This window comes from Phenylobacterium hankyongense, from assembly GCF_003254505.1.
Taxonomy (GTDB): Bacteria; Pseudomonadota; Alphaproteobacteria; order Caulobacterales; family Caulobacteraceae; genus Phenylobacterium; species Phenylobacterium hankyongense.
In genome coordinates this window covers 3394114-3408608 of record NZ_QFYP01000001.1, presented here as the reverse complement: position 1 = coordinate 3408608, position 14495 = coordinate 3394114, and the positions used below count along the sequence as shown (strand labels likewise).

Sequence of the window (14495 nt, the reverse complement as noted above, 5' to 3'; positions counted from 1 at the left end):
CTCCGCCCAGGAGGAACCCCGCATGGACGGACCCCACCTCATCTACTTCGCCGACCCGATGTGCTCCTGGTGCTACGGCTTCTCGCCGGTGATCGAGGGCATCCGCCGAGCCTTCGGACGCGGCCTGCCGGTGCAGCTCGTGATGGGCGGCCTGCGGCCGGGCACGAAAGAGCGGATGACCGAGGCGGCCCGGCGCGAGGTGGCCGGCCACTGGCGCCATGTCCACGAGGCCTCCGGCCTGCCGTTCAATGAGGCGGTGCTGGCGCGCGAGGGCTTTGTCTACGACACCGATCCCGCCGCCCGCGCCGTGGTGGTGGTCCGCCGCGAGGACCCGGAGCTGGCGCTGACCTACCTCGGCCGGGCCCAGGCGGCCTTCTACGCCGAGGATCGCGACGTCACTGCGCCCGAGGTGCTGGCCGACCTAGCCGCCGAGCTGGGCCTCGACCGCGCACGCTTCCTCGAGCAATGGGCCTCGGAGGACGCCAAGCAGGAGACCTGGGGCGACTACGCGATCTCCCAGCGCGCCGGCGTCACCGGCTTTCCGACCCTGGTCGCGGGGCCGAACGCCGAGGGCGTCTACGGCGTCGTCACCCGGGGCTACGCCCCGGGCGAGCAGGTGCTGGCGGTGCTGCGCGACTGGATCGAGCGGATCGCCGCCTGAGCCTATTTCATCGGCGCAGGCGGGTTCGCGCCCAGCTCCATGATCAGCTTGGTGAGCAGGTAGAGGCGCGGCGTCACCGACTTCAGGTCGAGGTACTCGGCGTCGGAGTGGAAGCCGCCGCCCACCGGACCCAGGCCGTCCAGCGCCGGGACATGGGCGTCCGCCGCCATCGCCGATTCCGAGGCGCCGCCGTTGCCGGCGCGGCCGATCTTCATCCCCAGGCCCGCGTAGATCGCCTCGGCGCGTCCGGCCAGGGCGTCGGTGGCGGGGTTGGAGGGCAGGGGCGGATAGGCCGGCTCGCGGCTGATCGTGACCTTGGTGTCCGGGATCGCCGTGGTCTCGGCGTTCTTCCGCAGCAGCTGGTCGACCCGCTCGATGTCCGCCTTGTCGCGAACCCGGACGTTGATCTGCGCCTGCGCGTTCTCGGGGATGGTGTTGTTGCGCGTGCCCGCGCTCATCAGGGTCAGGTTGGCGGTGAGGCCGTCGCCGGACCTGGGCAGGCTGTCGGCGCCCTGCAACTGGTGGATCAGCTCGACGGCGGCGTTGCGGCCGTCCTGCGGGGCGATGCCGGCGTGGGCGGCGCGGCCCTTCACGTCGATGTGGAAGGTGGTCGAGCCCTTGCGCCAGACGGTCAGCGCGTCCGGCGGATCGCCCGGCTCCAGGTTCAGCTCCACGTCGGCGTCGGTCAGCAGCCTGTGGATCAGGGCCTGCGTGCCCGGCGAGCCGCGCTCCTCCGAGGTCTCGATCAGGAAGGTGATCTGCTTGAACCCCTTGAAGCCGAGGTCGTGCAGGATCTGCAGGGCGTAGACGCCCTCGATGACGCCGCCCTTCTCGTCGGACACGCCGGGGCCATAAGCCTTCTCCGCATCCATGCGGAAGGACCGTTGGGCGACCGTGCCCGGACCGAACACCGTGTCGATGTGGCCGATCAGCAGAATGCGGCCCTTGCCGGTCCCTTTCAGCGTCGCGACGATGTTCTCCGGCAGGCCGGGCGCCTCGGCGGCCACGGTCTCCACGGTCATGCCGAGCGCCTGGAGGCGCGGGATCAGCAGGGCGGCGAGCTTGCGGCCGCCCTCCACGTCGCCGGTCCCCGAATCGATGTCGACGGCCTGCTGCAGGAGTTGGAGCTGCGCCGGGCGCGCCGCCTGCGCCGCCGACCAGACGCGCGCGTCACGCGCGGTAGGCGCCGCCTGCACCGTCCCGGCCGCCGCCAGCGCCACCGCCGCCACTCCGATGAACCTGTCGATCCTCACGCCCAGTCTCCATAAGCTGCACTGGACAGACCATGGCCGTGCTCAGCGCGCGGACCAAGCTGAAACCGCTTGCGGCGCTCACTCACCTTGCGCCTCGGCTCGCGGCACGCGATATCGGAGGGGACGAGCTTACCGGCAGGCTCATCCGAAATTCCAAGAAGGACTTCCTTTTCATGCGTGACCCCGTCACCACCGCGCTCGGCCTCGTGCCGATGGTCGTCGAACAGACGAGCCGAGGCGAGCGCGCCTACGACATCTTCTCCCGCCTCCTGAAGGACCGCATCGTGTTCCTGGCCGGCCCGGTCGAGGACAACATGGCGGCGCTGATCTGCGCCCAGCTGCTGCACCTGGAAGCCGAGAACCCGAAGAAAGAGATCCAGATGTACATCAACTCCCCCGGCGGAGTGGTGACCTCGGGCCTCGCGATCTACGACACCATGCAATACATCAAGAGCCCGGTGATCACGCTGTGCCTCGGCATGGCGGCCTCGATGGGCTCGTTCCTGCTGATGGCCGGCGAGAAGGGCCAGCGCATCGCGCTGCCGAACTCGCGGATCATGGTCCACCAGCCGTCGGGCGGCTTCTCCGGCAAGGCCTCGGACATCGAGCGCCACGCCGAGGACATCCTGAAGACCAAGCGCCGGCTGAACGAGCTTTACGCCAAGCACACCGGCCAGACGGTCGAGACCGTCGAGGAAGTGCTCGACCGCGACAGCTTCATGAGCGCCGAGGAAGCCAAGGCCTGGGGCATCGTCGACCACGTCTGGGAAAAGCGCGAAGCCGAGGGCTGACGCCGCACGAGTATAATTGCAGGACGAATTGGAGGCGCTCGCCGGCGACGGCGGGCGCCTCGATCTTTTTGGCGCTAGACGCGGATGTCGAGGAGGCGTCCGGAACCCTGGGCCGGCGCGGGGGCGGGCGAGGGCGCCGCTTCAGGGGCCGCCGTGGTGGCCGGCGCCTGCTGGTCGTCAGACCTCACGACCGGCCGCACGGGCGGGATCGGGTAGAAGGTCACGGCTTGAATCGACATGGACACGAGCGTCAGCCTAGGCGCTGAGCCTTAACCGTCGGTTACGTCGGCTGGTCGGGCCATTTCACCAGGTTCTGGGCGTGGGCGCGGGCCGCCATCTCGGTCAACATGGCGGTCGCCAGGCCGTCGAGCGCCGAGCCCTCGGTGTAGTCGCCCGGCCCGGCGAGATGGGCGCGGCCGTCCTTGCGCAGGCTGAGCGCCGCCGCCTCGCTGGCAGGATCGCCCTCGTGGTAGACCGCCACCGCATAGCCGCCCTGGTCGGTGACCAGCCGCATGGTGGGAATGTCGGTGAAGCCGTCGCCGAAGTAGACGATCCGGTCGAACGGCACCGGGCGATGGTCCTTGTCCAGCGAGCGGTTGATGGCGACGCTGTCCCACTCCTCCAGCGTCCACTTGTTGATGCGGAACAGGTACTGGGTCTTGGAGGTGTAGTTGACCCCCAGCGCGATCCCCACCGCCTCCTGCTTCGCGTCGAAGATGAAGGCCGAGGCGTAGATCCGCTCGAAGTGGCGGGCGATGGGCGAGCCCTCGATCAGCTCGCGGTTGCCGGAGGAGATGATGAAGTGGCGCAGGTCGAGCTGCAGCTCCTCGGCCCGGCGGTTCTGGCGCTCGAACCAGGCCTCGACGCCGGGGAACAGCTTCAGGTCCGCCCCGCGCCGGCGCCAACTCTCCAGCGACAGCTCCAGCCCCCGTTCCTGCGCCTTGGTCAGCATCACGTGCATGTAGGCCAGGATCTCGTCGCCGCGCTGGGCCACGGCCAGGGCGCGGACCTCCTCCCAGAAGTCGGCGCGGTCCATGCCGAGCTCGTCGGGGATGAAGGCGTGGTTCTGCATGTGGCCGGGCGCCAGCGTGCCGTCGAAGTCGTAGGCGAAGACCACGCGGGGCCGTTCGAAGCTCATGGGCGCCTTTCCAGCGGACCTGGCGGCCAGTCCTAGCCCCCCACGCGCGGCGGGGGAACCGTGGCCCTCTAGCGGCTCGCCGCCATCTGTCCTAAGGACGCCCGATGCGGATGTGGCGGAACTGGTAGACGCACTGGATTTAGGTTCCAGCGCCGAGAGGCGTGGAGGTTCGAGTCCTCTCATCCGCACCAGCTTCGCCGGCCTCCGCCGAGCCGCCTTTTGGCTTGGAGGCGCTGGCGGGCCGTGACATAAGTCGCCGCCCCTGCCGGAGCCGTTCGGCGGGTCTCATTTTCACGCTATGGCGGCTCAACGCGCAAGGCTCCGCGCGGCGCCCGGAAGTTCAAGAATGTCGATGCAGATCGTTGAAAAGTCTGGCGAAGGCCTGAGCCGCGTCTACGGCGTGACGGTCCCCGCCAAGGACCTGACCGACAAGCTGGAGGCGCGGATCGCCGAGATCACGCCGACCCTCAACATCAAGGGCTTCCGCCCCGGCAAGGTGCCGACCGCCCACGTGCGCCGCCTGTACGGCAAGGCGCTGATGAGCGAGGTCGTCGAACAGACGCTCAACGAGGGCACCCAGAAGGTGCTGGAAGACAACAAGCTGCGCCCGGCCGGCGACCCCGACCTGAAGCCGGAAGGCGACATGCAGCAGGTGATCGACGGCAAGGCGGACCTCGCCTACGAGATCGCCCTCGACGTGATGCCGGAGTTCGAGCCGATCGATCCCGCGACCCTGTCGCTGACCCGCCCGGTCTACGAGCCCGCCGACGCCGAAGTCGACGAGGCGCTGGCCGAGCTCGCCAAGCAGAACCGCACCTATGAGCCGCGCACCGGCAAGACCGTGAAGGCCAAGGACGGCGACATGGTCGTCATCGACTTCCTGGGCAAGCTGGACGGCGTGGCCTTCGAAGGCGGCGCGGCCACCGACGCCGAGCTGGTGCTGGGTTCCGGCCAGTTCATCCCGGGCTTCGAAGACCAACTGGTCGGCGCCAAGCCCGACAGCGACGTCGAGGTGAAGGTCACCTTCCCCGAGGACTACCAGGCCGAGACCCTCAAGGGCAAAGAGGCGGTGTTCGAGGTCAAGGTGAAGGAGGTCAAGGCGCCCGTCGACGCCGAGGCCAACGACGCGCTGGCCGAGCGGCTGGGCGTGGAAAGCCTCGAGAAGCTGCGCGAGCTCTTGAAGACCAACCTGGAACAGCAGTACGCCGGCGCGACCCGCTTCAAGCTGAAGCGCGCGCTGCTCGACCAGCTCGACACCCAGCACGACTTCCCGCTGCCGCCGAAGATGGTGGAAGCCGAGTTCGCCTCCATCTGGACCCAGGTCCAGCAGGACAAGGCCAATGGCAGCCTGCCGGCCGAGGACCTCGAGAAGGACGACACCACGCTCGAGGGCGAATACCGCAAGATCGCCGAGCGCCGGGTCCGCCTGGGCCTGGTGCTGGCCGAGATCGGCCGCGCCAACAACGTCCAGGTCACGGACCAGGAGCTGGCCGAGGCCATGCGCCAGGAAGCCATGCGCTATGGCCCGCAGGCGCAGCAGGTGTTCGACCTGTTCCGCCAGAACGCCAACGCCCAGGCCCAACTGCGCGCCCCGATCTTCGAGGACAAGGTGGTCGACCTGATCGTCGGCAAGGCCAAGGTCGAAGACCAGAAGGTCTCGAAAGAGGACCTGCTGAAGGACGACGACCTGCCGGAAGGCTACGGCGGCTGATCAGCCGCAAGCCCGCTCCGCGGGCGCCGCACGAGAATTGACGAGTACGAGGAGCCCCGGACGCAGGTCCGGGGCTTTCTTGCTGTGGGCCGGGCCCTAGAGCCCGCGCAGGCCGCGCAGCAGTTCGGGGCGTTCCACCAGGGCGCGGCGGGCGTTGATCTCCTGGAAGACCCGATCGCTGTCGGCTTGCTCCTCGAACAGGCCTTCCGCAACCCGCGGCTCGGCCTGGAGTAGGGGGGACGCGGGCACAGGAATGGCGTCGCTCGGACCACTCATCGTCAGTTCTCCCTCGCCCCCGGCGGGGGCTCCCGAAGTTAAGCTATCATTTACCGTTTCGGCCGGGCGGCAGAAACGCTGACGCTGCTGTCACGTTCGCTTGACCGCGGTCGTCGCCGCGCCGCCGGGAGTGTTCGGAGGTGAAGGTCGAGAAATCGGCAAGCAGCGGTCAGAAACCGGCTTGGCTTCGACCACAATCGGGACGTAACCTCCTAGCTGGACGCCGCGTCGTGACGGCGGGCCCACTCTGCGCTTCGCCGAGTTCGCCTTCGCCGCCCCGGGAGGAGAGCGTGTCGGGAAGGAAGCCGTTTTGCAGCGCACCAGTACCGAAGGCCCCGACTACTTTCATAAGGTCGTGGATTGTCAGTGGGCTTGCCCGGCGCACACGCCGGTTCCGGAGTACATCCGCCTGATCGCGGAGGGCCGCTACTCCGACGCCTATATGATCAACTGGGACTCCAACGTCTTCCCCGGCATCCTCGGGCGGACCTGCGACCGGCCGTGCGAACCGGCCTGCCGCCGCGGTCGCGTCGAGGACGAGCCGGTGGCGATCTGCCGGCTGAAGCGGGTCGCCGCCGACAACAAGGACGACATCACCGCCCGTCTGCCGCCGCCGGCCGCCCGGAAGAACGGCAAGCGCGTCGCCCTGGTGGGAGCGGGCCCGGCCTCGCTCACCGTGGCGCGGGACCTCGCGCCGCTGGGCTACGAACTGGTGCTCTACGACGGCGACGCCAAGGCCGGCGGCATGATCCGCAGCCAGATCCCCCGCTTCCGCCTGCCGGAAGAGGTGATCGACGAGGAGGTCGGCTACATCACCGGCCTGGGCATGGAGCTGCGGCTCGGCCAGAGGATCGACAGCCTCAAGGGCCTGCTCGCCGAGGGTTATGACGCCATCTTCGTGGGCTCCGGCGCGCCGCGCGGCCGGGACCTCGACCTGCCGGGCCGCGAGGAGGGTCGCGCCAATATCCACATCGGCATCGACTGGCTGTCGTCGGTCTCCTTCGGCCACATCGGGAAGATCGGCCGCCGGGTCATCGTGCTGGGCGGCGGCAACACCGCCATGGACTGCTGCCGCACCTCGCGCCGGCTGGGCGGCGAGGACGTCAAGGTGATCGTCCGCTCCGGCTTCGAGGAGATGAAGGCGTCCTCCTGGGAGAAGGAGGACGCGATCCACGAGGACATCCCGATCATCAACTTCCGGGTTCCGAAGGCCTTCACCCACGAGGGCGGACGGCTGAGCGGCGTGCTGTTCGAGGTCGTGGAAGCGCAATACGACGACCAGGGCCGCCGCCGGCTCGTGGCCTCCGGCGCGCCGGACGAGCACTACCCATGCGACGACGTGCTGGTGGCGGTGGGCCAGGAGAACGCCTTCCCGTGGATCGAGCGCGACGTCGGCCTGACCTTCGACGAATGGGGCATGCCCGTCGTCGACACCGTGACCATGCAGTCGAGCCTGCCGAACGTCTTCTTCGGCGGCGACGCGGCCTTCGGGCCGAAGAACATCATCTGGGCGGTGGCGCACGGCCACGACGCGGCGGTTTCCATCGACCAGTTCTGCCAGGGGCTGGACGTCGCCGACCGGCCGCCGCCGGGCACCTCGCTGGTCAGCCAGAAGATGGGCATCCACGAGTGGAGCTACGACAACGACGTCGCCAATGACCGCCGCTACCGGGTGCCGCTGCGCGACAAGGCCACCGCCCTGAAGGACGTGCGGCTGGAGGTGGAGCTGGGCTTCGACCGCGAGCTCGGCTTCCGCGAGGCCCAGCGCTGCCTGAACTGCGACATCCAGACGGTGTTCGCCGATCCGCTGTGCATCGAGTGCGACGCCTGCGTCGACATCTGCCCGGTGGACTGCATCACCTTCACCGATAACGGCGACGAAGAGGACCTCCGCACCCGGCTGAAGGCGCCCGCGCCGCACCTCGACCAGGCGCTCTACGTCTCCGGCTCGCTGCCGACCGGGCGGGTGATGGTGAAGGATGAGGACGTCTGCCTGCACTGCGGCCTCTGCGCCGAGCGGTGTCCGACGGGGGCCTGGGACATGCAGAAGTTCATGCTCGAGATCACGCACGCGGGGCACGCATGCCAGAGCCGGTGAAGACCCGCGTGAACGACTTCGTGGTCAAGTTCGCCAACGTGAACGGCTCGGGCTCGGCCAGCGCCAACGGCATGTTCGCCAAGTCGATCCTGCGGATGGGCGTGCCGGTGGCGGCGCGCAACATCTTCCCCTCGAACATCCAGGGCCTGCCGACCTGGTTCGAGGTGCGGGTGACGGAGGCCGGCCACCTGGGGCGGCGCGGCGGCGTCGACCTGATGGTCGCCATGAACCCGCAGACCTGGGACAAGGACGTCGCCGAGATCGAGGCCGGCGGCTACCTGTTCTACGACTGCACCAAGCCGCTGCCGGCGGCGAAATTCCGCAACGACATCACCGTCATTGGCGTGCCGCTGACCGCCATGTGCAACGCCGCCTACCAGCTCCCGCGGGAGCGGCAGCTGTTCAAGAACATCGTCTACGTTGGCGCGCTGGCGGCGCTGCTGGGGATCGATCTGGCGGTGATCGAACAGCTACTGGGCGAGCAGTTCGAGGGCCGCGCCAAGCTGATCGCCGCCAACGTAGCGGCCCTGCACATGGGCCACGACTACGTCACCGAGAACCTGGAGCCGCTGCGCCTGCAGGTGCGCCGCGCCGACGCGGTGGGCGACCGCATCTACGTGGAGGGCAACTCCGCCGCCGCGCTCGGCGCGGTCTACGGCGGGGCCACGGTCTGCGCCTGGTACCCGATCACGCCCTCCACCTCGCTGGCCGAGGCCTTCACCGGCTACTGCGAGGACCTGCGCACCGATCCCGACGGCAAGGCCCGCTACGCCATCGTCCAGGCGGAGGACGAGATCGCCTCCATCGGCATCGTGGTGGGCGCCGGCTGGAACGGCGCGCGGGCCTTCACCTGCACCTCCGGGCCGGGGGTCTCGCTGATGACCGAGTTCATCGGCCTGTCCTATTTCGCCGAGATCCCGGCGGTGATCTTCGACGTGCAGCGGGGCGGGCCGTCCACCGGCATGCCGACGCGCACCCAGCAGGCCGACCTGATCGGCGCCGCCTACGCCAGCCACGGCGACACCAAGCACCCGATGCTGCTGCCGGCCGATCCCGGCGAATGCTTCGAGATGGGCGCGCTGGCCTTCGACCTGGCGGACCGGCTGCAGACCACCGTCTTCGTCATGCTCGATCTCGACATCGGCATGAACGAGTGGCTGACCAAGCCCTTCGCCTGGGACGACGCCCGCGCGCTCGACCGCGGCAAGGTGATGACCCACGATGAGCTGGAGGCCGGCAAGGACTTCGGCCGCTACCTCGACGTGGACGGCGACGGGATCCCGTACCGCACCTATCCCGGCGTGCACCCGTCCCGCGGCGGCTACTTCACCCGCGGCACCTCGCGGAACCCCTATGCGCGCTACTCCGAGGAGGGCGCGGTCTACGTCGACAACATGCAAAGGCTGCTGCGCAAGTTCGAGACCGCCAAGGCGCTGATCCCGCCGCCGATCGAGCGCAAGGCCAGGCGCAAGACCCCTGACGGGGTGATCTACTTCGGCTCCACCACGCCGGCCATGCACGAGGCCCTGGAGGCGCTGGAAGGGCAGGGGCGGCACGTCGATGCGCTGCGTCTGCGCGGCTTCCCGTTCTCCAACGAGGTGATGGCCTTCGTCGCCGGCCACGAGCGGGTGTTCGTGGTCGAGCAGAACCGCGACGGCCAGTTGCGGACCCTGCTGATGAACGAGGGCGGCGTCGACCCGGCCAAGCTCGTGCCGGTGCTGCACTACGACGGCACGCCGATCACCGCCCGGTTCATCGCCGGACAGATCGCCCAGCTGATGGCCATGGCGCAGATCGAGGCCGCGGAATGACCTACATCACCAAGCCCCAGCTGCATCACCCGCTGCTGGCCGAGAACAGCCTGGGCTTCACGCGGCGGGACTACGAGGGCTCGGTCTCGACGCTCTGCGCCGGCTGCGGCCACGACTCCATCTCCTCGGCGATCATCCAGGCCTGTTTCGAGCTGGACCTGCCGCCGCACCGGATCGCCAAGCTGTCGGGGATCGGCTGCTCGTCGAAGACGCCGGACTATTTCCTGGGCGCCAGCCACGGCTTCAACACCGTCCACGGGCGGATGCCCTCGGTGCTGACCGGCGCCAACCTCGCCAACAAGGACCTGATCTACCTGGGCGTCTCCGGGGACGGCGACAGCGCCTCGATCGGCCTCGGCCAGTTCGCCCACGCCGTGCGGCGCGGCGTCAACATGCTCTACATCGTCGAGAACAACGGCGTGTACGGCCTGACCAAGGGCCAGTTCTCGGCCACCTCCGACAAGGGCTCGAAGTCCAAGCGCGGCGTGGTCAACCACGACGCCGGCATCGACCTGGTGGGCATGGCCCTGCAGCTGGGCGCCACCTACGTCGCCCGCTCGTTCTCCGGCGACAAGGCCCAGCTCGTGCCACTGATCAAGGCCGGGCTGATGCACAAGGGCGCGGCCTTCATCGACTGCATCAGCCCCTGCGTGCAGTTCAACAACCACCAGGGCTCGACCAAGAGCTTCGACTATGTGCGCGAGCACAACGAGGCGGTGAACCGGCTGGACGTGATACCGCCGCGCGGGCCGATCAGCGTGGACTATGCGCCCGGCGAGACGGTGAAGGTCGCCCAGCACGACGGGAGCGTGCTGTCGCTGCACAAGCTGGCCGAGCTCTACAATCCGAACAACCGCGCCCAGGCGCTGGGCTACCTCCAGGCCCGGCAGGCGCGGGGGCAGGTGGTCACCGGCCTGCTCTACATCGACCCCGACAGCGGCGACCTGCACGACAGCCTGGAGACGGTGGACACGCCGCTGAACCAGCTCGGCCAGGCCGATCTGGTGCCGGGCTCGGCGGCGCTGGCGGCGATCAACGCGGCGCTACGCTAGGCCGCCGCCAGTTCGCCGATCACGAAGGCGTCTTCCTCGGCGCGGGCCAGGCCTTCCAGCACGTCGGGCAGCTGGTGCGGGTCGACGATCAGCATCAGGCCGACGCCGCAGTTGAAGGTGCGGCGAAGCTCGTGGTCGGATACGCCGCCCACCTCCTGCAGCCAGGCGAACACCGGCGGCAGGGCCCAGGCGTTCCAGTCGAAGCGCGGGACCAGGCCCTCGGCGATGGCGCGGGGCGGATTTTCGATCAGGCCGCCGCCGGTGATGTGGGCCAGGCCCTCGATTCGGCCGGCCTTCAGGTGCGGCAGCACGGTCTTCACGTAGATCTTCGTCGGCGCGAGCAGGGCCTGGGCCAGGGTCTTGCCGGCCTCGAACGGCGCCGGAGCGTCCCAGGCGAGGCCCGAGCGCTCGACGATGCGGCGGACGAGCGAATAGCCGTTGGAATGCGGGCCGGAGGAGGCCAGGCCGATCAGCAGGTCGCCGGGCTTCTGGTCGCCCATCCGCGGCAGCACCTTGTCGCGATCGACGGCCCCGACGCAGAAGCCCGCCATGTCGTAGTCGCCCTCGGCGTACATGCCCGGCATCTCGGCGGTCTCGCCGCCCACCAGGGCGCAGTTGGCCTGCCGGCAGCCCTCGGCGATGCCGGCCACCACGGTGGCGGCGGCCTCCACGTCGAGCTTGCCGGTGGCGAAATAGTCTAGGAACATCAACGGCTCGGCGCCCTGGGCCAGCAGGTCGTTGACGCACATGGCCACCAGGTCGATGCCGACCGTGTCGTGGATGCCGGTCTCGATGGCCACCTTCAGCTTGGTGCCCACCCCGTCGGTCGTGGTGACCAGCAGGGGATCGGCATAGCCGGCGGCCTTGAGGTCGAACAGCGCCCCGAAACCGCCCAGCGAGGCCTCCGCCCCGGGGCGCCGCGTGGCCTTGGCCAGGGGCTTGATCCGCTCGACGAGGGCGGCGCCGGCGTCGATGTCGACGCCGGCTTGAGCGTAGGTGAGACCGTTCGGCCGTTCGGACATTGTGGTGACGCCTTAAAGGAAATGCATCTTGTGCGCATCGCGGACTTGCAGACTCGGGCGGGCGCCGGGCTATAGCTAATCGATGATCCCGATTACGACCACCGCGGAACTGGCGGTGTTTTGCGACAAACTCAAAGGCCAGCCGTTCGTCGCTGTGGACACCGAGTTCATGCGCGAGACCACGTACTGGCCAAAGCTGTGCCTGATCCAGGCCGCGGCCCCGAACGCCCATGCGGTGATCGATCCGTTGGCGGACGGCATGGACCTGGAGCCGTTCCTGGAGGTGATGCGTGACCAGCGCATCCTGAAGGTGTTCCACGCCGCCCGGCAGGACGTGGAGATCTTCAACAACCTGCAGGCCATGCCCGTGCCGCTGTTCGACACCCAGGTGGCGGGCATGGCGGCGGGCTTCGGCGAGCAGATCGCCTACGACGCCCTGGTCCGGCAGATGCTGAAGATCGAGCTCGACAAGTCCAGCCGGTTCACCGACTGGGCGCGCCGGCCGCTGTCCGACGCCCAGCTCACCTATGCGCTGGCCGACGTGACCCACCTGGCGGAACTCTACCCCATGCTGCGCCAGCGGTTGGAGAAGGAGGGCCGGATCGGCTGGGTCACCGACGAGATGACCAACCTGACGTCCCCGGCCAACTACGACGTGGAGCCGGAGAACGCCTGGAAGCGGCTGCGGCCGCGCAAGCACACGGCCAAGTACCTGGCGGTCTACAAGGCCGTCGCCGCCTGGCGCGAGCGCACCGCCCAGCAGCGTGACCAGCCGCGCGGCCGCATCCTCAAGGACGAGGCCATCGACGAGGTCGCCACGCAGGCGCCCACCGACGCCGAGGCGCTGGACCGGCTGCGCTCGGTGCCCAAGGGTTTCTCCGGCTCGCGGTTCGGGCCGGACCTGCTGGCCGCCATCCGCGAGGCGCTGAAGGATCCCGAGGGCTACGCGCCGGTGATCGACCGCAACCGGCAAGCCCCGTCGCCGGCCGCCGGAGCCGTGGTCGAGCTGCTGAAGGTGCTGCTGAAGGCGCGCGCCGAGGAAACCGGCGTGGCCTCCAAGCTGATCGCCACCGTCTCCGACCTGGAGCTGATCGCCAACGACGACGAGGCGGCCACCCCGGCGCTGACCGGCTGGCGGCGCGAGGCGTTCGGCGAGGACGCGCTGCGGCTCAAGCGGGGCGAGCTCGCCCTGGTGCTGGACGGCGCCCGCGTGCGGGTCGTCGAGGTCCGCCGCGCGCCGAAGGCGACCGCCGCGGCCGGCTGAGCCGGTCTCCAACGCTTCCCTGAGGATAAGTCGCGCGCCTTGATCGCGCGCGGCTTTTCGCCCTCGTCCCCCGCCTGTGCACAGCCTGTCCACCGGCCGTACCGCTGTTCGCCCACAGCCGTGCGGCGCGGTCGGCTTGCGCCCATCCGGGATCGGCGTGAACCTCCACTTGCCGAGAGGGACTGCGGCGCGGCGGACCGGGAGACCGGGCGGCAAGCGGGCAGGAGGTTCCTGAAACTGGAGGGATGCGGGGCGACCTGGGTCTCTCCGATCTTAGGGACACCGGGGGCGAGCTGAGGCCGAGCGGGGCGACCCGCGGAGCTGATCTCTCCCGCGACCTTGAACGCTCAGGTCCCCCAACGGATCTGGTTCAGAGGGCGGTGTTCCGGGTCTCCTGGGGCGCCGCCCTCTTGCTATGGGCGCTCGCTCACAGCCCGACCTCGCGCGGCTGCGCTTCGTTGAGCAGCGCCTCGCCGGCCAGGTAGCGCCGCAGGTTCTCCAGGAACAGGGCGTCCCCGCGGCCGACGTTGCCGTCGCCGGCGTTGGAGGTATGGGCGCTGACCCGCACCTTGGGGTGATCCCAGAACCAGCTGTCGGCCGGCAGCGGCTCGGTGGCGAAGACGTCGAGCACCGCCCGTCCCGGCTGGTCGCGGTCGAGGCCGGCGCGCAGGGCGTCCTCGTCCACCAGGGCGCCGCGGCCGATATTGATCAGCATGGCGCCCGGCTTCATGGCCGCGAAGAAGGCCGGGTCGGCCATGCCGCGGGTCTCGTCGGTGAGCGGGCAGGCCAGCACCACCACATCCGCCTCCGGCAGCACGGCAGGTAGCTCCGCCTGGGTCACCACCCGGTCCGCGAGCTCGGTCTCCGTCTTCGAGCGTCGGACGACGGTCAGGTCGACGCCGAACGGCTTGATGCGTCGGGCGATCTCACGGCCGATGGAGCCGTAGCCGACCAGCAGCCAGCGGGTGTGGCCGACCTCGCGCCACGGCGTGTGGCGCCATTCATGCGCCGCCTGGGCGTCGCGCTGGGCCTCGATGGGGACCAGCAGGCTGACGGCGTGGCCGACCACGTACTCGGCGATGGGCACGGCCTGGGAGCTGCTCTTGGAGATCCGTACGCCCTTGGCCATGAATTTCTGGAAGGACGGATCGTCGAGGCCGGCGCTGAACACCTGGGTCCAGCGCGTGGCCGGGCTCTTCAGCAGGCGCACGGCAAGCGTCCGGAACAGGCCGGAGGCGCGGCTGTCGAGGCTGAGCCAGACGACCTCCGGGTTGACCGCCTCCGGATCGACCGGCCGACCGTCCATCTCGAAGACGTCGTTGGCAGACACGGTGACGATCTGGTGGCCGGCGGCCAGCGGCGCCAGCCGGTCGCGGATCCGGTCGTAGCCGGATTGGGTCATCAGGATCTGCATGCGC

At 69.3% G+C, this 14495-nt stretch carries 13 protein-coding genes and 1 tRNA gene; 8 read left to right on the top strand and 6 right to left on the bottom strand.

Annotation, left to right across the window (positions count from 1 at the left end):
- Positions 1–22 precede the first annotated feature (22 nt).
- Positions 23–661 (top strand): DsbA family protein, encoded by a 639-nt coding sequence (locus DJ021_RS16410; protein ID WP_111458563.1) that lies wholly within the window; start codon positions 23–25, stop codon positions 659–661.
- Positions 662–663: 2 nt separating this feature from the next.
- On the opposite strand, the gene DJ021_RS16405 is transcribed toward DJ021_RS16410, so the two are convergent.
- Positions 664–1914, bottom strand: a complete 1251-nt coding sequence (locus tag DJ021_RS16405) for a glutamate carboxypeptidase (protein WP_165837247.1) — start codon at positions 1912–1914, stop codon at positions 664–666.
- Between the two features lie 173 nt (positions 1915–2087).
- Between DJ021_RS16405 and DJ021_RS16400 the strand changes: the two genes are divergently transcribed.
- Complete coding sequence (locus DJ021_RS16400; RefSeq protein ID WP_111458561.1) at positions 2088–2705, top strand: ATP-dependent Clp protease proteolytic subunit; 618 nt, start codon at positions 2088–2090, stop codon at positions 2703–2705.
- A gap of 74 nt (positions 2706–2779) precedes the next feature.
- On the opposite strand, the gene DJ021_RS19000 is transcribed toward DJ021_RS16400, so the two are convergent.
- Both DJ021_RS19000 and DJ021_RS16395 read right to left on the bottom strand, forming a co-directional pair.
- A complete protein-coding gene (locus DJ021_RS19000; protein ID WP_165837246.1) occupies positions 2780–2944 on the bottom strand; it encodes a hypothetical protein in 165 nt (54 codons plus the stop codon).
- Between the two features lie 41 nt (positions 2945–2985).
- On the bottom strand, positions 2986–3843 hold the full coding sequence (locus tag DJ021_RS16395) for an HAD family hydrolase (RefSeq protein WP_111458560.1): 858 nt from the start codon (positions 3841–3843) through the stop codon (positions 2986–2988).
- A gap of 106 nt (positions 3844–3949) precedes the next feature.
- Here DJ021_RS16395 and DJ021_RS16390 point away from each other — a divergent pair.
- Together DJ021_RS16390 and tig are read left to right on the top strand one after the other, a co-directional pair.
- Positions 3950–4034 (top strand) — tRNA-Leu (locus tag DJ021_RS16390).
- A gap of 161 nt (positions 4035–4195) precedes the next feature.
- A complete protein-coding gene (gene tig, locus DJ021_RS16385) occupies positions 4196–5554 on the top strand; it encodes a trigger factor (RefSeq protein WP_279386496.1) in 1359 nt (452 codons plus the stop codon).
- A 96-nt stretch (positions 5555–5650) separates the two neighbouring features.
- Here tig and DJ021_RS18750 read toward each other — a convergent pair whose 3' ends face one another.
- On the bottom strand, positions 5651–5830 hold the full coding sequence (locus DJ021_RS18750) for a hypothetical protein (RefSeq protein ID WP_133255043.1): 180 nt from the start codon (positions 5828–5830) through the stop codon (positions 5651–5653).
- A 310-nt stretch (positions 5831–6140) separates the two neighbouring features.
- On the opposite strand from DJ021_RS18750, the gene DJ021_RS16380 reads away from it, so the two are divergent.
- Genes DJ021_RS16380 through DJ021_RS16370 form a run of 3 tightly spaced genes read left to right on the top strand, consistent with a single transcriptional unit; the run spans position 6141 to position 10791 of the window.
- Positions 6141–7928, top strand: coding sequence for an FAD-dependent oxidoreductase (locus DJ021_RS16380; RefSeq protein ID WP_111458558.1), 1788 nt, complete (start codon positions 6141–6143; stop codon positions 7926–7928).
- Positions 7913–9739: a 2-oxoacid:acceptor oxidoreductase subunit alpha gene (locus tag DJ021_RS16375; protein WP_111458557.1), complete on the top strand. Its 1827-nt coding sequence runs from the start codon at positions 7913–7915 to the stop codon at positions 9737–9739. The genes DJ021_RS16380 and DJ021_RS16375 overlap by 16 nt, the downstream gene beginning before the upstream one ends.
- Positions 9736–10791 (top strand): 2-oxoacid:ferredoxin oxidoreductase subunit beta, encoded by a 1056-nt coding sequence (locus DJ021_RS16370; RefSeq protein WP_111458556.1) that lies wholly within the window; start codon positions 9736–9738, stop codon positions 10789–10791. Before DJ021_RS16375 ends, DJ021_RS16370 begins: the two co-directional genes overlap by 4 nt.
- Here the strand turns inward: DJ021_RS16370 and purM are convergent.
- Complete coding sequence (purM, locus tag DJ021_RS16365; RefSeq protein WP_111458555.1) at positions 10788–11813, bottom strand: phosphoribosylformylglycinamidine cyclo-ligase; 1026 nt, start codon at positions 11811–11813, stop codon at positions 10788–10790. The genes DJ021_RS16370 and purM overlap by 4 nt on opposite strands.
- 82 nt (positions 11814–11895) lie before the next feature.
- Here purM and rnd point away from each other — a divergent pair, with 82 nt between their 5' ends.
- The gene (gene rnd, locus DJ021_RS16360; RefSeq protein WP_111458554.1) at positions 11896–13077 is read left to right on the top strand and encodes a ribonuclease D; all 1182 of its coding nucleotides are present in this window, start codon (positions 11896–11898) and stop codon (positions 13075–13077) included.
- Positions 13078–13504: 427 nt separating this feature from the next.
- On the opposite strand, the gene DJ021_RS16355 is transcribed toward rnd, so the two are convergent.
- Positions 13505–14491, bottom strand: coding sequence for a D-2-hydroxyacid dehydrogenase (locus DJ021_RS16355; RefSeq protein ID WP_111458553.1), 987 nt, complete (start codon positions 14489–14491; stop codon positions 13505–13507).
- Between the last annotated feature and the right edge of the window lie 4 nt (positions 14492–14495).